This is a genomic window from Bacillus sp. ILBB4, from assembly GCF_035064545.1.
Lineage (GTDB): Bacteria > Bacillota > Bacilli > Bacillales > Bacillaceae_H > Priestia.
Window position 1 is genome coordinate 722,190 of record NZ_JAIQVD010000004.1, and the last position, 25,511, is coordinate 747,700.

The 25,511-nt window shown below is 35.6% G+C and carries 27 protein-coding genes; 8 read left to right on the forward strand and 19 right to left on the reverse strand.

Going from position 1 to position 25,511, the window contains the following annotated elements:
• Positions 1–117: 117 nt before the first annotated feature.
• Positions 118–540, forward strand: a complete 423-nt coding sequence (locus tag LAV82_RS20795) for a CBS domain-containing protein (protein WP_013056563.1) — start codon at positions 118–120, stop codon at positions 538–540.
• 65 nt (positions 541–605) lie between these two features.
• Complete coding sequence (locus LAV82_RS20800) at positions 606–731, forward strand: hypothetical protein (RefSeq protein WP_013056562.1); 126 nt, start codon at positions 606–608, stop codon at positions 729–731.
• A gap of 62 nt (positions 732–793) precedes the next feature.
• On the opposite strand, the gene LAV82_RS20805 is transcribed toward LAV82_RS20800, so the two are convergent.
• A complete protein-coding gene (locus tag LAV82_RS20805) occupies positions 794–1,849 on the reverse strand; it encodes an aldose epimerase family protein (protein WP_499716826.1) in 1,056 nt (351 codons plus the stop codon).
• 189 nt (positions 1,850–2,038) lie between these two features.
• Positions 2,039–2,563 carry a DinB family protein gene (locus LAV82_RS20810; RefSeq protein ID WP_499716827.1) on the reverse strand — a complete coding sequence of 175 codons (525 nt, stop codon included), beginning with the start codon at positions 2,561–2,563 and terminating at the stop codon, positions 2,039–2,041.
• 301 nt (positions 2,564–2,864) lie between these two features.
• On the opposite strand from LAV82_RS20810, the gene LAV82_RS20815 reads away from it, so the two are divergent.
• Positions 2,865–3,758 carry a hypothetical protein gene (locus LAV82_RS20815; protein ID WP_013056559.1) on the forward strand — a complete coding sequence of 298 codons (894 nt, stop codon included), beginning with the start codon at positions 2,865–2,867 and terminating at the stop codon, positions 3,756–3,758.
• A gap of 63 nt (positions 3,759–3,821) precedes the next feature.
• On the opposite strand, the gene fsa is transcribed toward LAV82_RS20815, so the two are convergent.
• Positions 3,822–4,490 carry a fructose-6-phosphate aldolase gene (gene fsa / locus LAV82_RS20820; protein ID WP_013056558.1) on the reverse strand — a complete coding sequence of 223 codons (669 nt, stop codon included), beginning with the start codon at positions 4,488–4,490 and terminating at the stop codon, positions 3,822–3,824.
• 60 nt (positions 4,491–4,550) lie between these two features.
• Positions 4,551–5,060, reverse strand: a complete 510-nt coding sequence (locus LAV82_RS20825) for a hypothetical protein (protein ID WP_029321181.1) — start codon at positions 5,058–5,060, stop codon at positions 4,551–4,553.
• 489 nt (positions 5,061–5,549) lie between these two features.
• Here LAV82_RS20825 and LAV82_RS20830 point away from each other — a divergent pair, with 489 nt between their 5' ends.
• The gene (locus LAV82_RS20830) at positions 5,550–5,846 is read left to right on the forward strand and encodes a hypothetical protein (RefSeq protein ID WP_013082749.1); all 297 of its coding nucleotides are present in this window, start codon (positions 5,550–5,552) and stop codon (positions 5,844–5,846) included.
• Positions 5,847–5,952: 106 nt separating this feature from the next.
• Here LAV82_RS20830 and LAV82_RS20835 read toward each other — a convergent pair whose 3' ends face one another.
• On the reverse strand, positions 5,953–7,404 hold the full coding sequence (locus LAV82_RS20835; RefSeq protein WP_211079150.1) for an NADP-dependent glyceraldehyde-3-phosphate dehydrogenase: 1,452 nt from the start codon (positions 7,402–7,404) through the stop codon (positions 5,953–5,955).
• A gap of 512 nt (positions 7,405–7,916) precedes the next feature.
• Between LAV82_RS20835 and LAV82_RS20840 the strand changes: the two genes are divergently transcribed.
• On the forward strand, positions 7,917–8,057 hold the full coding sequence (locus LAV82_RS20840) for a hypothetical protein (RefSeq protein WP_499716828.1): 141 nt from the start codon (positions 7,917–7,919) through the stop codon (positions 8,055–8,057).
• Between the two features lie 842 nt (positions 8,058–8,899).
• Entirely contained in the window at positions 8,900–9,055 is a 156-nt protein-coding gene (locus tag LAV82_RS20845; RefSeq protein ID WP_016763750.1) for an aspartyl-phosphate phosphatase Spo0E family protein, read from the forward strand.
• A 135-nt stretch (positions 9,056–9,190) separates the two neighbouring features.
• Here the strand turns inward: LAV82_RS20845 and LAV82_RS20850 are convergent, their stop codons facing one another.
• The 13 genes from LAV82_RS20850 to LAV82_RS20910 all read right to left on the reverse strand — a co-directional run bounded on the left by LAV82_RS20850 (position 9,191) and on the right by LAV82_RS20910 (position 21,879).
• Positions 9,191–10,159, reverse strand: coding sequence for an extracellular catalytic domain type 1 short-chain-length polyhydroxyalkanoate depolymerase (locus LAV82_RS20850; protein WP_211079152.1), 969 nt, complete (start codon positions 10,157–10,159; stop codon positions 9,191–9,193).
• 473 nt (positions 10,160–10,632) lie between these two features.
• The gene (locus LAV82_RS20855) at positions 10,633–11,979 is read right to left on the reverse strand and encodes an MFS transporter (protein WP_013082744.1); all 1,347 of its coding nucleotides are present in this window, start codon (positions 11,977–11,979) and stop codon (positions 10,633–10,635) included.
• 657 nt (positions 11,980–12,636) lie between these two features.
• The gene (locus LAV82_RS20860; RefSeq protein WP_207372013.1) at positions 12,637–12,921 is read right to left on the reverse strand and encodes a DUF5316 family protein; all 285 of its coding nucleotides are present in this window, start codon (positions 12,919–12,921) and stop codon (positions 12,637–12,639) included.
• A gap of 175 nt (positions 12,922–13,096) precedes the next feature.
• A complete protein-coding gene (gene ybaK / locus LAV82_RS20865) occupies positions 13,097–13,579 on the reverse strand; it encodes a Cys-tRNA(Pro) deacylase (RefSeq protein ID WP_013056549.1) in 483 nt (160 codons plus the stop codon).
• Between the two features lie 244 nt (positions 13,580–13,823).
• A complete protein-coding gene (gene ppsA / locus LAV82_RS20870) occupies positions 13,824–16,430 on the reverse strand; it encodes a phosphoenolpyruvate synthase (protein WP_499716829.1) in 2,607 nt (868 codons plus the stop codon).
• Between the two features lie 371 nt (positions 16,431–16,801).
• Positions 16,802–17,185 carry a hypothetical protein gene (locus LAV82_RS20875; protein ID WP_211079155.1) on the reverse strand — a complete coding sequence of 128 codons (384 nt, stop codon included), beginning with the start codon at positions 17,183–17,185 and terminating at the stop codon, positions 16,802–16,804.
• 249 nt (positions 17,186–17,434) lie between these two features.
• Positions 17,435–17,806 (reverse strand): hypothetical protein, encoded by a 372-nt coding sequence (locus tag LAV82_RS20880; protein WP_499716847.1) that lies wholly within the window; start codon positions 17,804–17,806, stop codon positions 17,435–17,437.
• Positions 17,800–18,048 carry an FAD-binding oxidoreductase gene (locus LAV82_RS20885; protein ID WP_499716848.1) on the reverse strand — a complete coding sequence of 83 codons (249 nt, stop codon included), beginning with the start codon at positions 18,046–18,048 and terminating at the stop codon, positions 17,800–17,802. Before LAV82_RS20885 ends, LAV82_RS20880 begins: the two co-directional genes overlap by 7 nt.
• A gap of 725 nt (positions 18,049–18,773) precedes the next feature.
• The gene (locus LAV82_RS20890; RefSeq protein WP_211079156.1) at positions 18,774–19,106 is read right to left on the reverse strand and encodes a hypothetical protein; all 333 of its coding nucleotides are present in this window, start codon (positions 19,104–19,106) and stop codon (positions 18,774–18,776) included.
• Positions 19,107–19,238: 132 nt separating this feature from the next.
• On the reverse strand, positions 19,239–19,616 hold the full coding sequence (locus LAV82_RS20895) for an SMI1/KNR4 family protein (RefSeq protein ID WP_499716830.1): 378 nt from the start codon (positions 19,614–19,616) through the stop codon (positions 19,239–19,241).
• Positions 19,617–19,629: 13 nt separating this feature from the next.
• Complete coding sequence (locus tag LAV82_RS20900) at positions 19,630–20,145, reverse strand: SMI1/KNR4 family protein (RefSeq protein WP_499716831.1); 516 nt, start codon at positions 20,143–20,145, stop codon at positions 19,630–19,632.
• Between the two features lie 121 nt (positions 20,146–20,266).
• Positions 20,267–20,599 carry a YolD-like family protein gene (locus LAV82_RS20905; RefSeq protein WP_192100694.1) on the reverse strand — a complete coding sequence of 111 codons (333 nt, stop codon included), beginning with the start codon at positions 20,597–20,599 and terminating at the stop codon, positions 20,267–20,269.
• Between the two features lie 14 nt (positions 20,600–20,613).
• Positions 20,614–21,879 (reverse strand): Y-family DNA polymerase, encoded by a 1,266-nt coding sequence (locus LAV82_RS20910; protein ID WP_211079159.1) that lies wholly within the window; start codon positions 21,877–21,879, stop codon positions 20,614–20,616.
• Positions 21,880–22,032: 153 nt separating this feature from the next.
• Here LAV82_RS20910 and LAV82_RS20915 point away from each other — a divergent pair, with 153 nt between their 5' ends.
• Complete coding sequence (locus tag LAV82_RS20915) at positions 22,033–22,275, forward strand: hypothetical protein (protein WP_499716832.1); 243 nt, start codon at positions 22,033–22,035, stop codon at positions 22,273–22,275.
• A gap of 770 nt (positions 22,276–23,045) precedes the next feature.
• Positions 23,046–24,398 carry a branched-chain amino acid transport system II carrier protein gene (gene brnQ / locus LAV82_RS20920; protein ID WP_499716833.1) on the forward strand — a complete coding sequence of 451 codons (1,353 nt, stop codon included), beginning with the start codon at positions 23,046–23,048 and terminating at the stop codon, positions 24,396–24,398.
• A gap of 888 nt (positions 24,399–25,286) precedes the next feature.
• On the opposite strand, the gene LAV82_RS20925 is transcribed toward brnQ, so the two are convergent.
• A partial coding sequence (locus LAV82_RS20925; protein WP_499716834.1) for a C40 family peptidase occupies positions 25,287–25,511 on the reverse strand: 225 nt, incomplete at its 5' end.

The window sequence follows — 25,511 nt, forward strand, 5'->3', positions numbered from 1 at the left end:
TTTTCCTTTCTTTATTTTAATCCTGTACTTTTTTGCTTTTAGGAAATTATTGATTCTCATATTCTGCATGTGCATGGAGAAAATACGGAGGTGAATGTTTAAAAGGAGGAAATAAAAATGACTACAGTACGTGAAGTTATGACTAAAGATGTGAAAGCTTGTGCACCGCACGACCCAGTAACAGCAGCTGCAAAATTAATGCGTGATATTAATTGTGGTTCTGTGCCGGTGTGTCAAGAAAATCGAGTAATGGGAATGATCACAGACCGTGATATCGTATTAAACTGCGTGGCGGATGGAAAAGATTGCAACACTGTGCATTGCCATGATTGTATGACCAAAGATGTAATTACGTGTTCTCCGGATACGGATATTCACGAGTGTGCCCGTATGATGGCTGACCATCAAATTCGCCGCATTATTGTAGTGGAGAATAATAATATGGTTGGAATCTGTGCAATCGGCGACCTTGCGACAGTGAACGTATATGTTGATGAAGCCGGTGCAGCATTAAGCGAAATTTCTAATCAAGTTCATTAAAACTTTTCAGCATATAAACCCTTAATGCTTGTACAAAATAACCCTGTCTGCAAGGAGGTGCTAACATGCCAAATTTAAACGATAACAAATTTAAAAAGATTCAGTCTGAGAGTCAAAAGCAAGGAAAGTCTCAAGAAGAATATGCAGCTGAGCTTGACGCTAATCGTGCAAAAAGCCAAAAGAAAAAGTAACAATAAAAAAGGATTACAATCGGCAGAGGCTCGGTTGCAATCCTTTTTATCATCCCGTTTTGTTACAGGCTGCGATCAGTTATAAATGTATAGTGAGTATATGCTTCATACTTTTCACCGGGCTTTAATACACAAGAAGGAAAATGCTTATGATGAATAGCGTCCGGTAAACCTTGTGTTTCTAGGCAAACACCGAGGTATTTCTCTAAGTGAACTCCTCTAATTTCGAATTCTTCGTCTAGATGATTTCCCGTATAGAGAACAACTGAAGGCTGATCCGTTTTGACTTCTATTTTGCGGCCGCTTGCAGGATCAAATAATGACATCTGATTTTTAGCTTCTGCTTCTAAAAGAAATGGATGATCGTACCCTTTACTCACTAATATGTTTTGCGGATGTGTGGATTCCACACCTTCCTTGAGACTATGTCCTTCTCTAAAATCAAATGGGGTACCTGTGACATTTAGCGTTTCTCCAGTAGGTAAAAGATCATCATTCAACTCTAAGAATTCGTTACTTTTCATCTTCAAAACATGATCCAAGACCGTTTCTTTTAGATTTCCGCTTAAATTGAAATACGTATGATTTGTTAAATTGATAAGAGTGTCTTGATCTGTTGTTCCTTCATAAGAAATATGGAACTCATTTTTATTCGTTAATGTATACGTAACTTTCACTTCAAGGTTGCCGGGATACCCTTCTTCTCCGTCTTTACTTACATATGTAAATTCAACACCTACATGGTCACTTGCTTCAATTATTTTGGCATTCCATATCTTATGGCTGAATCCTTCTTTTCCGCCATGCAAATGATTGTTTCCTTCATTTTTCTCTAGACGATAGGTTTCATTATTAAGCTCAAACGATGCTCCACCTATACGCCCTGCTACGCGTCCGACCACAGCTCCGAAATAAGGAGAATACTTTTGGTATTCTTCTATTGAATCAAATCCCAATACAACACTTTCAATCTTCCCTTCAGAATCCGGCATTTCAATATTTGATATCACACATCCATAGTCAAGGCAGGTGATTTTAAGCCCTTCATCATTTAATAAGGTATAAGCATGTACAGCTTGATTGTTTAGTTCGCCAAATTTCTCTGAGTTCACTTTCACTTTTAATCAGTCCAATCCTTTTTTTATTCGTAAATTGCTTAACGGACCCTACATGTTATAAACATCGGATATGTTGTTATAGTTCCCTCTTCAATACTTCCTGAATCTTCATTATTCTCATTTTATTGTAATCGTGTACATTTCTTAATTCAAGCTTGAATGATAAAGGCTGGCCACTGTGTGTCAGTGCTATTTCTTTAGTATTCCTAAGTATTCTTCCCAAGGTCCTACATCTTCTCTATATCGTTCTGCCATTACTCGAACAATTTGCGCAATATGGGTTAAATCATGAGCAACCCAAGTCGAGAGCAACTCTCTGACTTTTACTTCCCCAAACGTCGGGTGTTCTCCTCTCACTTCAAGGTGCTTTTCATGCTTAACTAGCAGCTTTAGTTGATGTAAATTCTGTATTCTTATCTTTTTGAATTCAAGAAGCTTCTCTTCAATAGAACTAGCAGATTCCTTGTTTAAATGGGCATAGCGGTCAAACGGAGGAAAAGCTCCCTCTTTTCCTTTTTGAAGGATAAATTCTAGCCTTGGTATCCAATTGTTTTTTTCTGCTTCTATTAAATGTTCTATGACTTCGGAGGTATTCCACGTTCCTTCTCCTTCATTGCATTGCAGCCACCCTGCAGATAGACCAGACAAAAGTTTTTCAAGTGTTTGTGGCGTATGCTCAAGTATTTCAAACGCTTCTTTTAAATTAAAATTCATATCAATTCCCCTTTCTCAACGTAATGATGCTGAGCTGTCAGTTATGTAAATCCTTTAAAGATTATAGTCAATTTTACCATAATTCGCTTCTATTAAAGGAGCCAACTATTTTTCTAATTCCTTTTATGATGACTAAAACAAAAAAAGAACACATGTTTGGTTTTTCTCTAGAAATATGATAAAATATATATAGACTAAAACGCAGTGAGTATCAGTCTGAATAGGCACTGCTCATTCGTAAAATAGATTGCTAGCAACTTTTTCATCTTGAGCTTTTCGTGTGAATTGGAGTGAGACAACAGTGAGTAAAAATCAAAAGCGATGGACAAAAGAAGAAGATAGATTTCTTATCCAACACTATGGTGCTATGACGCTTCAAGAGATGGGTAAGCATTTACATAGAAGCAAGGAATCGGTTAATAAACGACTTACTCGATTAAATCTTCGTGCTTCGGATACAGCTTTACGTAAAAAATGGACGCTTGAACAAGATGCGTTTTTGCAGGAGAACATTGATATCATGAATAACCGTGAAATGGCACATTCCTTAGGCAGAAGTCCTTCTTCTATTGCTACGCGCATAAAAGTTTTGGGACTAACACGAAAAACGGCGATGCGAAGATGGACGCTGCAAGAAGACGAATATTTGCTAAGGTATTACGGGGTAAAACCTCTTTCACACATATCAGCTAAATTACAGCGAAGTGTGCAAGCGCTAGAATCGAGGTTGAACCGTTTAGAAGTGTATGGAGCCAAAGCACACGTAGGACATATTACAGCGTGTGAACTAGCAGCCTGCCTTGAAGTAGATGTTCATACAATTTACAAGTGGATTCATAAAGAGAATCTACCGTACAAAATGATCATCGCCAAGACCAGAACATTTATGGGAATTGACATTCAATCTTTTTGGAAGTGGGCTGAACAAAATAAATCGTGCCTTAACTTTTTTAAAATACCTAAAAATACGCTTATTCCAGAACCAGCGTGGGTGAATGAACAAAGAAAACTAGACTATGTAAAGCGCCCTAAATACGAGCATAAAAAGTGGACAGCAGAAGAAGATGCCAGATTGTGGCGTATGTTTTATCAGGAAAAGCGCAATCAGCGAGAAATTGGGCAGCTGCTTGGGCGTTCGAGAAATAGCGTGCAGCGACGCTTAGAGCGTTTACGTAAAAAGAAACTAGTTAGTTAAACGATAAAAAGCTTGGAATAAGCTATGCTTACTCCAAGCTTTTTTTATTGATATGACTTTTTGTTAAGCTTTAACTGCTTTTTCCCAATCTGCTGCAAACTTTTCCATTCCTTGGTCAGTTAACGGATGTTTTGCTAATTGCTCAATAACAGCGTATGGAATTGTGGCAATATGAGCTCCTGCAAGTGCTACACGCGTTACATGATCCGGATGTCTTACAGATGCCGCAATAATTTGAGAGTCGATGTTTTGAACGCGGAATAACTCAGCAATTTTAGATACCAGCTGTACTCCGTCTTCTGAAATATCATCAAGACGTCCTAAAAATGGAGAAACATACGTCGCTCCAGCACGAGCTGCTAAAAGCGCTTGGTTTACTGTAAAGATCAGGGTTACATTTGTTTTTACGCCTTTTTTAGCAAGGTAGCGCGTCGCTTCCAAGCCAGCCAATGTCATAGGCAGTTTAATCGTAATATTTTTATCTCCGTCGTTAATTTTAATCAGTTCTTCAGCTTGAGCAATCATCTCTTCAGCAGAAAGTGCGTCAGGAGTTACTTCAGCGGAAACGGATTCAACTTCCGGTACCATTTGAAGAATTTCTTCGATGCGGTCTTCAAATCTTACGCCTTCTTTTGCTACTAAAGATGGATTTGTTGTCACACCAGCTAGAACACCTACTTTGTATGCTTTCTTAATATCCTCAAGGTTTGCTGTATCAATAAAAAATTTCATCTCACTATTCCTCCTTATTGTTGTCCATAAATCTGCATTTCAACGTACGAAAACTATAGCCTAGCCAATTTGCTGTAGCGCATATAGGTTTTCTATAGAAGCGTTTTCAATCTCTTTTGCAGTTAATACCTTTAATTTTTCTAAAAATTGTATAGCGTCCACTCGGTCTTCAATGTCTTCTTCTGTACGAATATTCTCCGTTTTAATCTGGTGGATACATTCGTTGATAACTTCTTTGTACGCATTCGTTTGAATAAACCATTCTGCTAACAGCGTTTTTGTTGCTTCTCTTTCTTCTTCACTTTTAACCGCAAACAAACTCTCTGTTTCCGTTTCACTGAGCATAAGACTGCTAAAATCGTGATTCATACAAATCCAAAAATAACCTTTTTGGCTATCGTAATACTTTCCTTCCCTTAAAAGAAAATACTTGATTCCAAATTTAATTTTATGAGATTGGTTCTCTGAACTCGGCATATGAATTTCTTTTATTTCCACGCTTTCTGGTACATCCAGGTATGTCTCTAAACCGTACTTTGTATTTACTACTTTTGCATCCAATATGTCCATCATCATTCTCCTTTTCTCAAATTCTATTTATTTTTATAAAAAACAGAGGTCTGATTTTATGTAATAACGAATCCAGTTTTGTGGACGTTTTTCTTAACCAACCGACATGTTTTACTGTTTACGCTTTCATTATATATCAGATTATTCGAAAAATCACCAAAAACAATCAAATTCGATCAAAAAAAGTCATAAAATCGTAAAAAATAGTCAAAAAAGATCATCATTCATTAAAAATAGATGTACTTTTATGTTAATTGCGTGCTTCAATGTATCTTAAGGGAATTACCTCTTCAAAAAAACCGGCTTTTATTACATACCCTCTCTGCAAAAATATACCCACTCATTTCACCGTTTTTTCACTTTAACATGCTATCCTGTAGTAGAATTTTGTTTCACTTGCTAATTCCCAATAATTTTTGCCGTTTAAGGTTATTCGTTTTTATTAGTGGGAAAGTTACATAAATACAACACGTTATAGGGGGACTTTACATGGATAAGAGAATTGAAACATTAAAAGAAAAGCTGCCTGATAATCATAAAGAGGTTGCTGTTCTTACCTCTCATATTTTTGATGCGCTTGATAAATTAACAACTGAACATCGCAGATATGTTGATATTTCGGCAGCAGCCAAAATAAAGCCGAATCCGGATGAAGAGAAAGCTTTTTTTGATACCATTTATCAAGTGAAAACACTCATTATGTCAGAGCTTGAAAAAACCGTTGAGGATATCGAGCATAAAGGTGATAAAAACTGGCATAAGAACTATAAAGATGGAATCGAGTGATAGGTAAATAAAACGTTTAAAAGCCTGTGCTTTTTAGAGCACAGGCTTTTTCCTTTGAGATTCTCTACACTCTACTGGCTTGATTTGGAGAGCTCTTGGAATTCAATCATTGAAGATTTAATACCGTTACTTTTTCACGAGTCATCGATTCAATACTTTTACGAATGCCTTGAGCGCCCATACCAGATCCTTTTACGCCGATAAAAGGAAAATGATCAGGACCGCGTTCCGTGCGGCCGTTGATTTGAACGGATCCGACTTCAATTTTATTTGCAATTGAGAAGGCTTTATTAATATCTTTTGTAAAAACACTTGCTTGTAAGCCAAATTCTGATTCGTTTGCTATATCAACGGCTTCTTGATCAGAAGAGACGCGGATAATTGGTAACACAGGACCGAATGGTTCTTCCCATGCCACGCGCATAGTATCATTCACGTCATCTAAAAGCGTAGGATAGATAAGGTTTCCTTCACGCTTGTTTCCAGTCACAACTTCTGCACCTTTTCCGAGCGCGTCTGCAATTAAAATCTGAATAAAGTCCGCTGCTTTGCTATCAATTAATGGAACGATCGTACATCCATCTTCAGGAGAACCGACTGATAGTTTATGTACTTCTTCTTTTAAAATATTTACGAGCTCGTTTGCCACTTTTTCATGCACAAGTACACGTTTAATAGCTGTACAGCGCTGACCGGAATAAGAAAATGCTCCGCTTATAATATGTTTTGCTGCTTCTTGTAAATCTGCATCTTCACATACAATACCCGGGTCTTTTCCTCCAAGTTCTAGTACAAGAGGAATCATGCCTGCCTTTTTAGCTAATTGAGTACCCGTGTTTGTTCCTCCGGTAAATGAAATCATGTTAATGCCTTTATGTTCAACTAAATAATCCCCAATAACAGATCCGCGGCCCGTTACGACGTTTACAAGACCTTGTGGAATACCTGCTTGATGAAGAGCTTCAATCATCTTAATACCGCTGATCGCTCCTTGCGTTGCGGGTTTGAAGATAACTGCATTTCCTGAAATAAGCGCAGGCGCCAGTTTAGCAGCTGCTAAATTTACCGGATAATTAAAAGGAGGAATTGCGAGTACAACCCCTAAAGGCACGCGTTCAACAATAGCAACTTTAGACTTAGAACCGCCAGGAAAACTATCTCCCTTCATGCTTTCTCCGTTCATATGAAGGGCTTCTTCAACTGTATAGCGAATGAAATCTGCTGTGCGCGCTACTTCATTCCTTGCATCTTTTAAGCTTTTTCCAACTTCCTTCATAATAATTTCGGCAATTTCACTCTGCATTCTTACCAGCTCATCCGCCCAGTTGTATAAATACTTGGCACGTTCTTGCAGAGAAATTTCTGCCCACCCTTTCTGAGCTTTTTGCGCGGCATGTACTGCTTCATCGACCTCTTCTTTTGTGATAGCCTGCACTTTTCCAATCACGTCATGACGGTATGGAGAAACAATGTCAATTGTCTGCCCTGATTTGCTTTCTTTCCACTCACCGTTAAGATAAAAAGAATATGTTGATACATTTAATACCGTTGTTGTCATAAAAAGTCCCCCTTAATAAAAGTGAAATTATTATCAAAATTTTCAGTCTTTTTTACGAATGAAAACTCTGTGAATATTTGAGCAAAAAGAATTCTAGATGCATCTATTTCTATAACTTTTTATATCGCTTGTAACTTCCTTAAACTTGTTGCCTTTAAAGCAGCAGCTTTTCTCTTTTCGACTCAAAACCAAAGCATCATATAATTTAATGAATATTTTGTATTTTTAATATATATAAATTTCTTTCATTCGTACAATACAAAAAAGTTATCTCAACGATTAATAATGTTAATGATTTATGTCTCCCATACGAAAAAAATTTATAGATTCCTACTTTTTTAGGGAAAATGGAAGTTTTAAGCTCCCTTGATTATATTTATTTTGAGGGAGATATTGAGGAGATGCCCTACTCTTTTTATTCTATGTGTTGAGAAAATAAAATAAGGGTATATAATAAATATAGGAAAATGAAGATAAAAGTAGAATATATATTCTAAAGGGAGGGATTTATTGTGATTGTTACTTTAGGTTTTGCGGCATCAATTATTGCTTTGTTTATGCTTTTTACTAATCGGACGTCCAATATCCCGGAAGAAATAATCCATGAAACACAAAATGCCAATAAAGAAGAGCAGTATATGTATTATATATAAAGCGTCTTAACAGACGCTTTTTTGTTGCGATTTTTACAAAGTCTATAGCGGTTAGAAACGGCCCTCACCTATCATTTATCTTTATTTGTCAGTGCCTGATAGCCATAAATAGTTAAGCAGAAACTAATAAACGAAAAAAAGATATGTTTTGGCTTAAAGTTAACTAACTTAAATAAGTCCAATTTTTGATACAAGTATCTTAGTGGAAAAGCAAATAGTGAATCCATAAGTAAATTAACGAAAAAAAATCTCTTAAAGCTGCAAACGTAAAATGAAAGATCCACAGTGTCCCTATCAAAAAGGGGCCAAAAATAAAGCTGCTATCGTTTAAAATTTTTCCTTTCCACCCTCCTTTTACACTCCACCACTTGTAAGGAATAGCTAATGAGCACATTCCAATTACTAAAGATGAGGCAAAAAGAGAAGCGGAAAAATAGGTTCTCATTGATTTTTTTGGCATAAAAACAAGGGAAATCCACGGAAGAAACAATTGAAGAATTCTGATGACATTGGGCATATTAGTGAATTTGCCTTTCTTATGTTAACATGCCTAAATGTAATCGGATTATGCCTATATCCAAAAAACAGGATAAGCTCTGTTGGTCTGTGAGTTATTTACAACCGGGGAACAATCACAATTAAGATAGAGCACAGCTTCCAGCAAAACGTTTAAGAGCTAATTCTTTTTAAATGAAAATATCTGAATTCAAAATACGACAGACTTCGACACTATCTATTTGTTACTATATTTTTTAGGTTCTATTTTTAGATTGGAACCATTTTTACATAAATAATTTAACAATTTAAGCCTTTAAAATGACGTGGCAAGTGGAGGAAACTTAATGTGTTTCAAATGTAGACTACTGCTGATAAAGATAGAATTTATACGAAAAATGATGATGATGATTGCCCTAGAAGAAGGGTTTACAAGTAGTAATACGATTAAAATCAGTCAGGATCTCGATGTATTGTTAAATCGGTTTGAAGCTACTTGTTAAAACATGTTCGTTGATAACAGAAAAAGGATCTTTCGATAAGATCCTTTTTTTCTGTTGGTAGACAATTATTTGTTTCAAAAAAATGAAGGCTGATGTTATTTAGCAGTACATCTTGATCGCTCGTTCATACTCTATTCAATCATACTGTGCTTCAAAAAAGTCCCACATCATTTTTGAAGCATTAGGACCTTTTGAATCAGTATCTGATCCATTGTCGTTTCCTCCTGACCATGCATGCCCCATATCCTCTACCATAATTTTTTTCATCCAGATTTTATTTTCTGCATCTATGTAGTCAGACATTATGTAGCTATAATGATTTCCGTTGTCTTGTGACGTATAAAAAGCAGCATTTTCATGTAAGTTTATACCCAAATTCTTATAGGTATAAATCCACTGCTGAATTAATGTAGACGCATTAATTGGATTGACTGTTGTATCTGATTGACCATGAAACGTAATGATGGGAACAGGCCGTGCATAAGGTCCCATTTTTTTATAAGCTTCATCACCGTCAAGTTCAGGATTTAAAGAGCCGTATAGCATGACTTCTCCAGCTGTGATGAGGTCTACAGCATACGCATTACTGCCTGCTGAATGAATGCCTACTGCTTTGAATACATCAGGATAAGCAATAGCCATCACATTTGCCATAAAGCCTCCAGCTGACATACCAGCAAGATATATATTAGTAGAATCAATCGCATATTTAGCGGTTATGTGATCAATCATATCTTTTATTATGTCTGGCTCTCCATTACCGCGAAACTGGTTATACTCATAAAACCAATTCCAGCACCCGTTAGAATTAGCAAAGTAATTCATTTGAGGATAGAGAACAATAAAGCCTTTTTCTTCCGCTAGCTTATTCATCTCCGTACCTGCAGCAAAATCATCTGCATCTTGTTGACATCCATGAAGCATAACGATTAATGGTACTTTACTTAACCCATTATATGTACTTGGAACATACACCTTGTAGGTAAAATAATCATCATAATTATACTTTTTCCAAATAGGTTGAAAGAACACGCTCTGTAATTCTATTAAAAACGTAGAAGCAGTTAAAACCGGGTTCGTAAAAAAGGAATATAAAGTATTCACGGAGTTTACCCTCTCTCTATTTCTGATGTATATACTCTTTATTTCGTTATATCACAAAATAATCCTTTTATTATGTATCTCATCTTTCTTATATGTCTTCCATTATTTTTTTCTTCACTCTTTAGTGGTGCAACTTCATAGAGTAAGTTACGCTCTGCGCTGGATAACAACTTTAGTTAATTTTATTAAACTTAATATAACGACTATCCAATCGGGAAAATTTTAAAGGGATTGTTCAAAATGCCGAAAGTAAAGCCTGGTTTTAAACATTACTGGAATGAGATTATACGAGGACTTATTATCACCAAATAGTGTACAAATTCATAATGCAAAACTATAGAAAAAAGAATTCTATAGTAAGAACAGTCACTTAGTACGTTTAATACGAGTATATGCGCGGAATACTAGAAAAGGACTGGCTATAAAAGCCCGTCCTTTTTTATGTTATCAAACGATTATTTATTTAACCAAAATTAAAAACTGATATTATTTGGCGGTACATTGTCTCCTTTGTCCTCTTTCTTGAGCTCAGATTCTATGTATGAATCTTTAGAGGACTCACCCATACGCCAATAAACAAGAAAGCTGATGGCAATACACCCTGCTACATAGAAAAAGAAAAGTGATTCATGGCCGATACTTTTCAGCCATAGGGCGATAAATTCTGCAGTGCCGCCAAATATGGCAACTGTAAGTCCATACGGTAACCCAACACCAAGAGCTCGAATTTCTGTTGGGAAAAGCTCGGCTTTTACAATAGCGTTAATCGATGTATAACCTGTTACAATGATAAGTCCAATTGTCATTAATAAAAAAGCCATGACTGGGTTATGTGCTTGTTTCATAAAAAGAAAAAGCGGTACTGTCAGTAATGTTCCTAAAATACCAAAGCTCATTAACAGAGGTCTGCGTCCAATTTTATCAGATAGCATACCTGCTATTGGCTGAATAACAACAAATACAAGCAGCGCACAGAAGTTAATCCAGCTTACGACTCCTTTATCCAACCCTACACTGTTTACCATAAATTTTTGCAAATACGTTGTATACGTATAAAAAGCGACCGTTCCTCCTAAAGTTAAGCCAATAACGGTCAACACTGCTTTAGGGTGCTTCATAAGTGCTTTAATAGTTCCTGCATTTTCACGGCTTTCAGAGTCCATTTTAGAAAATTGCTCTGACTCATCCATTGTACGGCGCAGCCATAAAACGCTTAGCGCTCCGATGGCTCCAATGACAAAGGGAATACGCCAGCCCCATGAAATCATATCTGCTTCACTAAGAACGTTTTGCAGAATAATTTGAACACCTAATGCCACCAGCTGACCAGCAACAAGCGTCACATACTGAAAGCTTGAATAAAATCCTCTTCGCCCGCTGCTTGCCATTTCAGAAAGGTAAGTTGCAGAAGTTCCGTATTCTCCTCCTAAGGAGATTCCTTGCAGCAAACGCGCTAGTACTAGAATAATAGGAGATAATAACCCTATCGTGCCATAGCTAGGAGTACAGGCGATAATAAAAGAACCGCTCGCCATAATGGTAATAGATAAGGTAAGCGCAGCCCGACGACCATATCGATCCGCATAGCGCCCCATTAATAAACTACCAATTGGACGCATCAAGAAACCTACGGCAAAGATTGCAGCTGTGTTAAGCAGCTGACTTGTTGAATCACCTTCCGGGAAGAATTGCGATGAAAAATAGACGGCAAAAGCAGAGTAAACGTACCAATCGTACCATTCAATTAAGTTCCCAACAGATCCTTTAAAAATATTACTTGTAACACGCCTGTTGTTTGCAGCTTCACTGGTATGAGCCATGATTGATCCCTCTTTTCTTTGAGTGTTTAATGTTGGTTCTTCTGTAACATGAAGTAGTAAGTAATTTACCAGCAAATCTTTTTAAACAGCTAGACTGTATTGCTTTCTATAAAACCTGTTCAACCAATTACTTATATAATGAGAGCGCTTAAAAAAGGTTGGATAATTCATTTCAATATCATCTATAGATAACAAAATAAGCGGTTTTAAAAGCGGCTGCTGTCTATTACATATGTAGTGTTAATCCTCCCTTCTATTTATATATTGTACTATTGATTTATTAGAAAATATAATATTTTCTAATTGTTTATACAAAAATTTTACAAAGTTCGGTTTTCTAATTTATATGACAAACAGAAAAAAAAGCCATGTTCTTTAAGTAAGAACATGGTTAAGAAAATACTCTTTTCAACTTGTGAGTGTAAGCTGCTTAAATTTACACAATATGTAGAATAAACATAACTTGTACTAAGCTCTAACCTAAATTTAAGATAATTATCGAATTTTAATCTTATCCCCTATTATATATACAGCCATAGATGCTCTATAATTTTGTTGCATCGGCGACCTTAATTTGACTCATTTGATTTTAAATTCACATTAAAAGCATTCTATACCGAGATATTTTTCACCTAAGCTTGTTGTTTGGAAACCAAACTATATAAAATAATGAATGAGAAGAAATACCCCGAGAACTGGAGCATCAGCTAACATAAGGTTTATAGAATTTGTAATTCTCCACTTCTTGTCTGTTTTTGCTTCCGTGGCCAGATTAGCTTTCATTCGATCACCGCTTACAGCTACTCCAGATATAATGATGGCTAGCCCTACTAATAGAATGAAAACGGCAAAAAATACTGTTTCTGAATTTACGTTTGCTATTGTACATCCTAATAAAAGAATAAAAGATAAAATGAACCCTCCAATAATTGATTTAATCATTTTTGCTTTCCTCCTAGTCCTTTTATAAAGCTTCTAAATATTAACTATATAATATCGTTTTTTCTATATTTTTACTTTTATTTTGTTGTTTTAACAGATAAAAAGACAGTAATTAAGGGAACTAAAAAAGCGAAACGCTCATGTCGGAGTGCGTTTCGCTCAAGGGAACTACATTTCAACTATCTTTTGTGATGTCTGCTAAACCTATGCGAATTACTTTTGATAAGTCACTTAACGTTAACTGTATTTGGTGACCTACACGTCCACCTGAAAAGTAAATCGTTTCGCAGTTTTCTGCTGTAGAGTCAATGAAGGTTTCGAACTGCTTTTTCATTCCGATAGGAGAACACCCGCCGTGAACATATCCTGTAAGAGGTAGCAGTTCTTTTTGAGGAATCATTTCCAAAGACTTTTCACCAGCTGCTTTTGCCGCTTTCTTTAAGTCAAGCTCCTTTTCAACCGGTACCATGAAGACGTAATGTTCTTTTGATTTCCCTACGGTCACCAGTGTCTTGAAGACTTTAGCAAGATCCTCTCCGAGCGAAGTAGCTACCTGTACCCCACTCAGATTTTTAGTTTCGTAAGAATAATAATTGTACTCAATTTTTTTCTGATCTAAAATTCGCATGACATTCGTTTTATCTGCTTTTTTGCCCATAATTATCACCGATACTATCATAACACGTTTTGTTTTCATATCTCCATATATTAGGATAGGTAGGTTAGTAAGGGTTATTCATATCTTTTATATAAAAATGAATCTAATATGCTGAATAATGACTTTTCTCAACCTATTGAACCCGCTTTTTTCACAGAAAAAAAAGCCACTAGAGGTACTATAGACAAATTTACATCTATTAATTAGGTAAAAAGAAGAAAAACAGCGCAAGCATCTTTATCTTTTACAACATTTCAATATACCCTTCTGTTCCATGTACGCGAATTCGCTGTCCGTCTTTTATCAGCCGAGTAGCATTCTCTACCCCGACAACCGCTGGCAATCCGTATTCACGTGCAATGACTGCTCCATGAGTCATCAGTCCGCCAACTTCCGTAACAAGCCCCTTTATCCCTACAAATAACGGGGTCCAGCTGGGGTCAGTAAAGGAAGTGACTAATATATCTCCCTCTGATAGATCAGCATTTTCCATGTTTAAAATGACGCGCGCTCGCCCTTCTATCACTCCTGAAGAAACCGGTAAACCTACAATTGCTTGGGGCGGAAGATTTTCTCGTTTGTACGCACCTGTAACAATTTCGCCATGAGACGTGATGACACGCGGAGGTGTTAGCTTTTTGTATAATCGGTATTCTTCTTTTCGCTTGGTGATGATTTGATCATTCACTTTATGTGTACGCACGACTTCTTGAAGTTCGTCAAACGTCAGATAGTATATATCTTCTGTTTCAGAAATAACACCGGCTTTTACAAGCTGAGCGGCTTCTTTCAGCAGAGCCTGCTTATAAACAAAATAGCGATTAATCATGCCGTATTTGGGATATTCACGATAACCGATAAAATTTCGGATGAGATTAATCTTTTCTTTTGTTTCTTTTGCTTTTTGTTCACCATCCGGCAATTGCTTCAAGCGGTTTAGTAGCTCTTGCTCTTTTTTCAAGGCTTCCTGCAGGCCTTTTTCAAATTTTTGCTTGCTAGCGTTAGCCTCAAAGTTTTTAATATTACCAAGAATCACGGGGATAAGTGCAGCCGGCTTTTCGCTCCAGCGATTTTTCGTAATATCGATTTCGCCGGGGCATCGCATTCCGTATTTGCTGAGATAATCATAGATAGCGTCTTGAGTTTTCTCTCCGCCTTCAAACTTAACCAGTTTCTCCAAAAAGTTATCATCTTTTCCATGTTTTAAATAATGAATTACTTCTGGATAAGGACGAATCACATCTGCGACATCCAATAGTGCCAGACCCATTTCTGAAGTAATATTGTTTGGTACAGATTGAGAAAGCACGTCTGCTGCGTTTTTTTCACCTAGCCATGTCTCCATTTTTTCATTGATCCATGATGAAGCATCCATAGCGGCCATAAACACAGCTGTACTTTGTGGGTCAAATAAAATCTTCTTTAATGTCCCGATATCTTCTGAAATAAAATTGACTAATTCCGACCCAGATTTCGTCTGGATGGTTTGTTTTAGCTCTTCTATTGATGCTTGATTCTTCTTGATCAAATCAGAAACGATGGTCAAGTCGTTTTCGATTTGTGCCTTAGGCTTCGTAGGCGGCACGCTTTTATTGCTTTTACCGGAACTTTGATCATTTGGTAAAGGTTTTATAAAGTCTCCTCGCTCTATTATGCTTGTAAGTGCGTCTTTCATGAGCGGATCATGTTGTCCCATGGCACCTAACATCATTTTTCTGCTGTCAGGTGAAGCCAGCATAGGGGTGACATCAACAAACAGCCTTCCACCGGCTGTACGCATCGGTGCATTAGTCGTTAACAGAAAAAAAGACAATCCCAGGGGTTTCATAGCATCGGTCATCATTTGTTGATGTCCAACAGATACATAAACGCGATTTTCCTGATCATGTGCTTCAGGAATTGGATATAAAGTAGTAATTGGACGACTTTGGACAATATAAAATGTATCATCAGTCAAGCACCACTCGATATCTTGAGGACAATCAAAATAAGCTTCAAGCTGTCTTCCAACGTGTTCTAGCTGTAAAATTTGAAAGTCAGTGAGCGCTTGCGTTTTTTGCAGATTGAAATGAACTTCCTTTGTTTCTGTTCCTCCTTCTTTTAATCCGTAAATAGCTACCTTTTTAGCTGCTATTTTTTTATCGACGATTTCTCCTTCTTGTACTTTATAGCAATCGGCAGAGACCAAACCTGACACTAGCGCTTCTCCAAGTCCAAATCCCGCATCGATTGATAACAGCTTTCGGTTAGAAGTAATTGGGTCAGCGGTAAATAAAATACCTGAAGCCTGTGGAAAAACCATTCGTTGAACAATAACCGATACGTGCACTTGACTATGGTCAAATCCATTTTTAATACGGTAGGTTACCGCGCGATTTGTAAACAGGGAAGCCCAGCATTTGCTAATGTGCTCAAGGATGGCTTCTTTGCCTCTGATGTTTAAATAGGTGTCATGCTGACCAGCAAAAGAAGCATGTGGCAGATCTTCAGCAGTCGCACTTGAACGAACTGCATAAGCATGCTCTTCCCCAAACTGAGAGAGAGAATGAATAACTGCTTTTACAACGTCAGAAGGAATTTTTATTTCCAGAATGATTTGGCGAATTTTTTCGCTAATTTCACCAATTTGATCTCGGTCATCAGCTTTTAGCATTGTCAGCTGGTTCAGTAACGCTTGAAACGTTTCATTGTGTTCAAGGGCTTTTTGATACCCGGCCGCTGTCACACAAAATCCGTCCGGCACTTGTATTCCTTGAATTTTTGATAACGCCCCTAAATTCAAGGCTTTTCCTCCAACAAGTGAAAGCTGTGTATCTTTTATTTCTTGAAAGCTAAGAACTAAAGAGTTCATTCAACATCTCTCCTAACCGGTAATGTTTTATTGATTTTACCAGCAGTAAATGAGAATAAACAGTCTATATTGACGTTTTTTTATGTGATATAATTAAAGTAGGAAGAGAAATACATACCTTTTTGTTTGCGGTTACATATTTAAAAGTTGTATAACTAACTTATCTAATTGATTCGTATCCTTTTTAAAGCAGATAAGCACACGCCTCATAACGCTGCTATTCTTCCCGCTTCGTTTGACTGCAAGAGAATTCTTCTCAATGTTTTTAATCACTTCATTCATCTTCTCATACAGAAGGAATTTCTTTTTACCCCTTCTTTCAGCTAGTCACCTGAAGAGTCTAGCACATCAAATAATTAACTCTTTTTTTGCTATTTTGAAATCATAGCCTTACGAATGTATCTCTTCGCTCGTTTTCTAGCAAGTGTATAAACAATCATCTGCAGTACAAGCGCCGCAAGGCTTATGAGTACGATTTGCTCAACAGAAGTAAAAGGCGAAAAATACTTTTCCCATTTTGGATCAGGAAGTCTTAACGCGTTATAAAAGTATGAGGTACTAAAAGAAACGATATTTCCTAAAATAAGTGATAAATCCGCTCTAATCAGCCCACTTAGATAAGATAGTACGACTGTAACCATGGCCATAATTACATAGTTTACTCTTGAATCATCTTCAAAATCTTTTCGTATAGATAAATAAACATATGGAATGCAATAAATGGTAAAAATTATAAAAGGAAGTATTCTTCTCATATAGTAATCTCTCCAATATTTAGGATTCGACATAGTTTTCTATTATTATAAATTACCGAAGAGAATTTTTTCCAGTTTTTTGTACGCAGAGAGTGTAGAAATACTTATATGTATCATGATCGTTTTTAGAATCATTCCTTAAGGCAAAGTAAAAAAGCACGCTTATGAGTGCTTTTTTACAGCATATTTATTTAAACAGGACGTGTGTTTTAATCGAACATTTTCTGTTTACTGGTAACAATTACTTCTTTATTTTTCTCCTAAAATGGCTACAGGGCTAAGCACCTCGTAATGAATACGTTCGTTTGGTATATCCCATCTACGTAATGCTTTAAGAATAGCTTCCATAAACGGAATCGATCCACAGAAATAAAAGACAGCTTCTTTTGAAGGAACAACGGATTGTAACAATTCTAAATCAATATAACCCTCTTTATCAAAATCAGTGCCAAGTCGATCCCCTTCATTAGGCGAACTATAACAGATGAAGGAGGTACCATTTTCGTTATTTTTATTTAGTTGAGCCACATGTTCTTTAAAAGCATGCGTTTTACCATTAATACTTGCATGAAGAAAGGTAACCTTACATGTAGGTTGTTTTTCTACAATGGTATTCAGCATACTAAGCAAAGGTGTAGTGTAATACCTATACCTCCACTAATTAGCACAATGGGAAGTTCACTGTGATCAAGTACAAAATCTCCAGTAGGAGCTGAGAACTTAAGAGTATCTCCTGTCTGAACTTGTTTATGTAAATAGTTTGACACGATTCCTGCTGGCGCACCGTCATGCGCATCTTCTCGTTTTACACTGATTCGATAATAATCCTTTCCAGGGGCTTCAGAAAGACTATAGTGACGAATATGCGTGTATTTCTCTCCCGGAACAACTTCCCGTCCTTAGGCTATTTAGCAGTTACCTTCAGTTGCAGAATTCTTTAGCTTAATTTATAAGCTGATTAGAAAGATATACGGGCAATTATAACGAATCAGCGAAAGCATCTAATAAGTCTTCACCTTTAGTTTCTGAATAGCTTTTAATACATCTTCTCTATTCTTAGCAAACTTCATCCACTTTGGCAGTCGACTCTCGACACTTAAATAATAGGGATGTGACTCCCTGAGTTCAGCTTCTATTTCTATATAGCTTTCGATATAATTTAAATGTTCCAGGTTTAATGTCCATAAGGTGTTTCCACTACATTCAATTTGTAAATAGAGCAGAAGTTGAAAATACCAGTCGCAGGGATTTCCAATTAAAATTACTTCATAATCAGCTTTAGGTTCATACGATACTCTTGCTTGTCCGTAACCGTTTGCTTTTATAACTTTGTCTTTTGTAGTTCCGCAAGTAGTACAAACAAACCTTCTTCTGACGTTAGCGACGTAGGGACTCCAATCATCTAAAGCTATGACTTTTGCACAAGAGGCGCAATGTGGACAAACGACTAGAAATTCATATCCTAACCCTATAAGTGTTTTATTTTTATTTAGAAATGTTTTTTTAAAGACATTTTCTCCCTTGAATTTATTAATTCATATTATCGAAGCGATGGAACTACAACATTGATTTCAGTTTTAATTTTACATTAATCGCCAGAGGCAAATACTAATTTATTTAGCTTTAGTGCCTCTAAGCAAAGGTCCTTTAATGCTTTAGCAAATGTTTTCGTCTTCAGATCTATCTCCGTTGGTTGTCTACAGATAGTCTGTAATGCTTCACATACCTTGATTAATTGATTTATTTCTTGTACAGAAAACAACTTGTCACCATATTGATCTAATCCTGTCAATAATTCAAACGAATCTCTGAATTCTCTTGTTAACAGGTAGTCGTGTACTCTTTCCTCAAATTTTACACATTTAGTAGAAAAAGCTGCTTCTTTCTTATTATCGGCAATACAGAAATCGATTCCTACCATCAGTCCCTTCCTTCCTCTACATTCTTTCTAAGTTTAATAGGTACTAAAAAAGAGGACAGCTAGGTATATACTAAACTACTATCTGTCCTCTTCTGGCCGTACTTTTATCCAAATCTTTTAACGTAGCAATAATTAAGTAACATCTTCTACAAACTCTTTTAGAGAATCATACATTTCTAAAGCGTCCCATTCCCCCATTCCGTGTTCAGCTGTGAAAACTGGATAATTTTCATTCGCTATATTGATAAAGAGCGGGTCACCGCCTATTTCTTCATCATAACCTATGACAAACCAGTTTTCTTGCCAATCTCCTTCTTGATTTCCTATAAGGGAATTTGCTTCTAAATCTTCTCTATAGCCTAATTGTCCATCTAAAAACTCGCTTTTAAGGTAGATATAATAAGGAGTAGAAAGAGTTTCTCCCACTTCATCTTCAAATTCTACTTTCAATGACGTACCTGGAAGTTCTTTAAGAATTTTATAGATTTTCTCTATATCAGGTTTTATCATTCGCTTCTCCCCTTTAATGATCTGTATGACTTATCGTGGCTGTTACCCATTCTTCTAAGCTGTCTACTATTACTTCACGCTGTTCCCAATCGTGCCAAAAGGTGATAACTTGGCCAATTTTCCCTCCTTCATCAGGATCCAAGTCTATACAAATATCATCTCCTCCCCCATTCGTGGCAATCGAAATCCAACGTGGGTTCCACCAAAATTCTTTTTTTACTGGCCCAATAGGTTCAATTTCTGGAAAATCTTCAAATTCTCCTCCGTCTAAAAGCTCTTTTAATGTTTGCCACGTATACAGAATCTCCTCTAAAGGTAATAGAGTATAATTTTCAATAACTGCTATATATTCATCACGCTGTCCATTATGTATCATTAACCAGTCTTTAAGGTTTTTGGGAAATGTTAGTCCCATCTTTTGTTCAACCGCTGCAATTTCTGATTCACCAGCTGCTTCGTTAAGTGTTCCTACTGCTTTTGGTCGATTTGTCTTCAACCACTGTTCAAACTCATTCCAAACCTGCTTCATATTAGGAGCCTCCTTATATAACGTCATTAAATGAATCTATGAAAAATGATTAGATACTTTTTAAACTTATACTAATTATGTATGGAAATCTTATGTAAATAAACTGTTTTATTATTTTCTACTACATGAAACGAACATCAATTAGCTCACTTAACCTCATTTTGTTCGTTTGCTTACATCCCTCATCTATAAATACAAATAAACCTCCAAGGGAATCTACAAATTGAATAACTCCTGTTTCCGTTATACATTGCCCGTGGTTGTAATACGTAAGGTATACTTTTTTATGTGTATGAAGAGCTTCGATCAAGGTAAAATTAATTTGTTCCATTTGATCTTCTGTTAAAAAAGGTTGAGGTATTTCTGATTGCTTTTTTATAACTTCTTGTAATCCTCTGTATTGCTCTGGCATAGTGGCGAATGGTCGCCATTTTTTCATTCCTCTGTTTTGCATATCATCTTCCTCCTTTATGCTTTATGACCTCCTAAAAGGCCGTTTCGATAACGAGCTGTTGAATGCTCGAGATGGCTTGAAGCTCGCAAAACACTATTCTTCCCATAACGCATCCGTATTTTATCAATCGTTTTAGCAAGTGCATAGGCTCTTTCGCGCTGGTCAATATCTTCAAATAAACTCATTTGCTCCTCTTCTTGAATAAGGGTGTTCGATAATGAAATCCCAATAGAACGAATTGGCATTCCGCTATCAAACGTATGTAAAATCGTTAAACAATAAGGGAAAATATCTTGGCTTAAATTCGAAGCTCTTCCCATTTTCTTTTGCCTTGAGAAGCCCCCACCTGTTTGTTTGCTATATCCAATGGATAAATGGATAGTTTGTGCCACGACTTGATGCATACGTAAACGAAAGCACACATCGTCTAACAGCTCTAATAGCAGCAATTCCACTTCTTTTCGATTTGTATAGTCTTGAAACAGAATTTGACTCTTCCCGAATGATCGAGAGCTCGGAATATACACGTTAGAAATGCGACTAAAATCAATTCCGTTTGCATGTTGGTGGAGTTCTTCTCCCAAGATGCCAAACTCTTTTTGTAACATCTCTTTTGAAGAAAGAGCGAGTTCTTTGATGGAGTGAACGCCCAAACGATTTAAGCGCCTTTCCGTAGCGGATGAGATTCCCCAGAAATCCTTCATTGGGTGAATCGACCATAATTTAAAAGGAATATCTTCGTATCGCCAATAAGCTACCCCTGTTGGGCTATTCTTGGCCTCATGATCTAAGCTCACCTTAGCCAGTAAGAGATTCGGACCTATGCCTGCAGTAGCTGTCAGCCGTGTTTTACGATAAATCTCGTTGATGATTTTATGGGCTAATTCTTCTGGTGTGCGAGCGAATAAATGCAAAGAAGCTGTGGCATCAATAAACAACTCATCAATGCTATACGCATGAAAATCCTCAGGAGCCACATACTGTAATACTAAACTAGAAACATAGTTCGAAGCCTTGACATACCTTTCCATGGATGGGTTTACGACGTGGATATCTTTCCTTCTAGGAATGTCGAAAAGACGGCTGCCTGTTTTGATTCCCTCTTTCTTTAATAAGGGTGTGGCAGCTAACACAACTGATCCCGGCCGCTTTGTATCTCCTACAACTGCCAACTTTGTTTTTAATGGATCTAGCCTACGTATCACGCATGAAACAGAAGCAAAGAATGCTTTCATATCAATACAAATAATGACTCTGTTTGGTAGATATTCATAATCCATTGGAATAACTCCTCAAATAAAGAACGTTTGTTCTCTATTATATACGAACAAACGTTCTTTATTCAATAAAAACTCTAAATTTTTCCCGATTATTGTTACTCTAATAAGAGAAAAGAACATCGCATATAAATCGGAAGAATGGAGGGGTGACCTATGAATAGAAAAATGCCTAATTATATTATCTTTTTATCATGGTTTTTGTTTTTAGTTCTTTTATGGATTATCTTCTCATTTTTTAAAGGTGAAAATGGACAGTGGTGGTCTATGTATCGTTTAAATATAAAGAAATATGGTCCTTGGGCTTTAGAGGTTTCTTACATAAAAATTAGTATTGCTGCTGTTATCTGCTTAGTAATAGCTTATATGAGGAGTTTTGGCTTCAAAAGAAAAAGATAAGGTTAAATAAAGTGCTTTTAAGGTAATATATATCATTCAATTTAATCGTAATAAGCAATAAAGATAAAAAGACCTTAATTAATTTGTTAATAAGGTCTTTTCAGTATATATAAAATTTATGACATATTTTAAAAAAGAAAAAATGGTCATTATTACTTATCCTCTGACTGCTTGAGTGGAGTACCATAAGATAATGATTCAAAGGAAACAGAAACATTTTTGATTCTAGACAGTAATTTTACATTAGAAAAGTACTTTGTTTAGAGATAAGCTGTTGATTGTCAAATCACTAGCTCAGAAGATAAAAGTAAGCGTTCTTTATAAGACTTAGAACGCTCCATTCCTTGAAGTAATAAATCAACTACTTTTTCCTTTTAGATGTTTAGCTCATATTAAAAAGCTTTATAAGTTTCGTAGTACTATATTTACAAACTTTCTTGACTTAATTGCATATCATTCAATCAAATTAATTAAAAGGATAATATACGCGATTTGAATATGATTTATAGTTTTTTAAAAATAATACCGTTATTAACCTACTTAACGTACGCATTTTGAATAAAAATCTGGGTTTTTAATATTATTTTTATTTTAATAATGGATAATGAACGGAAAATTGATAATTTTTTAAATTTTATCAAAAAAGTTTATTTTTTATATTGAAATATGTAATTTGACTGTTTATAATACAAAAAAGATAAGTTATTTGCAATTTAAGTTGTCTGAAAATTTAATTTTTTATGAAGAATATTATTAATGGGGGTTTCACCTTGTCAAACAAAGTACCGTTTTCTTTTATAGTAATCATTGGTTTAATGTTATTTGCATTATTTTTTGGAGCTGGAAATTTAATATTCCCTGCTATGCTTGGCCAGTCAGCGGGAGCAAATATCTGGTCAGCAAATGCGGGTTTTTTAGTTACTGGAGTAGGCTTGCCTTTACTTGGTGTACTAGCTTTTGGATTCTCCGGAAAGGAAGATTTACAATCATTAGCAAGTCGCGTGCATCCTATCTTTGGTTTAGTATTTACAACTGTTCTTTATCTAGCTATTGGACCTTTATTTGCTATCCCACGAACAGGTAACGTCTCTTTTGAAATCGGACTTAAACCTTTCATTTCTGAAAGCTCTAGTTCTATAGCTTTACTCGTATTTACTATTATATTTTTCAGTATTACATGCTTTTTTTCTCTCAATCCTGCGAAAATTGTCGATATTGTCGGAAAATTCTTAACGCCAATTAAATTAACATTCATTGGAATTTTAGTCCTAGTTGCTTTTATTCATCCTATTGGAAAATTTCAAGCACCCACAGAAAAATATGTAACAAACTCTTTTTTTAATGGGTTCCAAGAAGGATATCTCACAATGGATACTCTTGCATCTTTCGTTTTCGGAATCATTATTATCAATGCAATTAAAGAGAAAGGCGCTAAAACAAAGAAGCAAATTATAGCTGTTTGCCTAAAAGCTACGGGAATTGCTGCTATTATTCTTGCAACTATCTATTCTGCCCTTTCATACATGGGCGCTTCAAGTGTAGAAAAGCTTGGGCATTTAGATAATGGTGGTACGGTGTTAGCGAAAGTTTCTGATTATTATTTTGGAGAATATGGAGGATTACTATTAGGCTTAATGATCACAGTAGCTTGTCTGACAACTAGCGTAGGGCTTATTACTTCATGCTCTTCTTATTTCCATAAATTATTACCTTCTATTTCTTATAAGAAAATTGCGATTAGCTTATCCGCGTTTAGCGCAATCATCGCAAATGTTGGATTAAATCATTTAATTTCTTTTTCAGTACCTGTTTTAACAGTTCTCTACCCATTAGCAATTGTTCTAATCTTTTTGACTTTCCTTCATTCTTTATTTAAAGGATGTGCTGAGGTATACCAAGGTAGCCTATTCTTAACATTTGTTGTAAGCCTGGTAGATGGATTAAATGATTTTGGCTTACATATCCCTGGTATTGACCCATTATTTACTTACTATCTTCCTCTTTACCATATTGGATTAGGTTGGATATTCCCTGCAATTATTGGAGGTCTTGCAGGTTATGGAGTTAACTTGTTTAAAAATAAAGAGCAATTTACTTCTAAATCAACAAGGTTAAATAAATAAATTTACTTTAATTCTCTGGATAAATTAAAGCATTTAGATGAATACTTTGAAGCCTACTTTTATTACTATTTGGTACTTAGTATAAAATGAAGCTTCAATTAACTTCTAAATAAGGAATATAACTATGGAGAAAACGTCACAAAATTATAGTTGTATGGATGCGTTAGTATTTAGATAAGTTTAAAGAAAATTTAATCGAAGAAGATGAATCACTTAAAAATTCTCTTAAATAATAAAGCAAATGTAAAAAGAGGCTTTTACTATACGAGGTAAAAGACTCTTTTTACGCGTTGCTTTTATTATATATGTTTTTGATAAAATATTATTAGATTTCTGCTTTTAGACATAAACAAGCTTCTATATCCCCCTTTTTTGTAAAGATCAATCAAATCTCTTAAGGATCTTAGCTTTTTGAAATTAATTATAAATTAATCTAAGAATAATTTATAATTAATTTCAAAAAGCTCTTATTACATATTTAGGAAAGTTTTCTTACCATTTTTATACTTATTTTAAACTTATATCTATATCATTTTAAAAAAATGTTCGTAAAAGTGTAGAGTTTTCAAAAGACGTTCATAATTCGTTTTTTAATTTAAACGAACGATGGAAATGATAGATTTTCTATATAATAGAAAAGTCCGTAAAGGTATACTTTTACGGACAATATATTCAAATCTATTACAAGATGTTAAAGTAATTATTATCCTTAACAAAATAAAAAGCCACCCAGTATTTGCAGGACAGGTGGCTTTTTACTATAAAATGCATGTGCAGACACATAGTAACATATTTTCCCTATAAATACTATATTTTAAAGGACAAGCATTTGTATAAAAGGTCAAGCTATATCATTTTGTTTGCGATATAGATGTATTTAATAACTAATTAATTTATAAATGATTTAGCACCTATGTAGTGTTTTTGCCAATAAGGATTATCAAAATGAGCAACTCCTACACCTGAATCGCCAGAATGAATCATTAAATTGTTACCAATATAAACTGCACTGTGGGAAGCTCCTTGTACATTATAAGTTCCTTCAAAAAATACTACATCTCCAACCTGCGGTGAACTTACATGCACACCATTATTTTTCCACATTTCTCTATG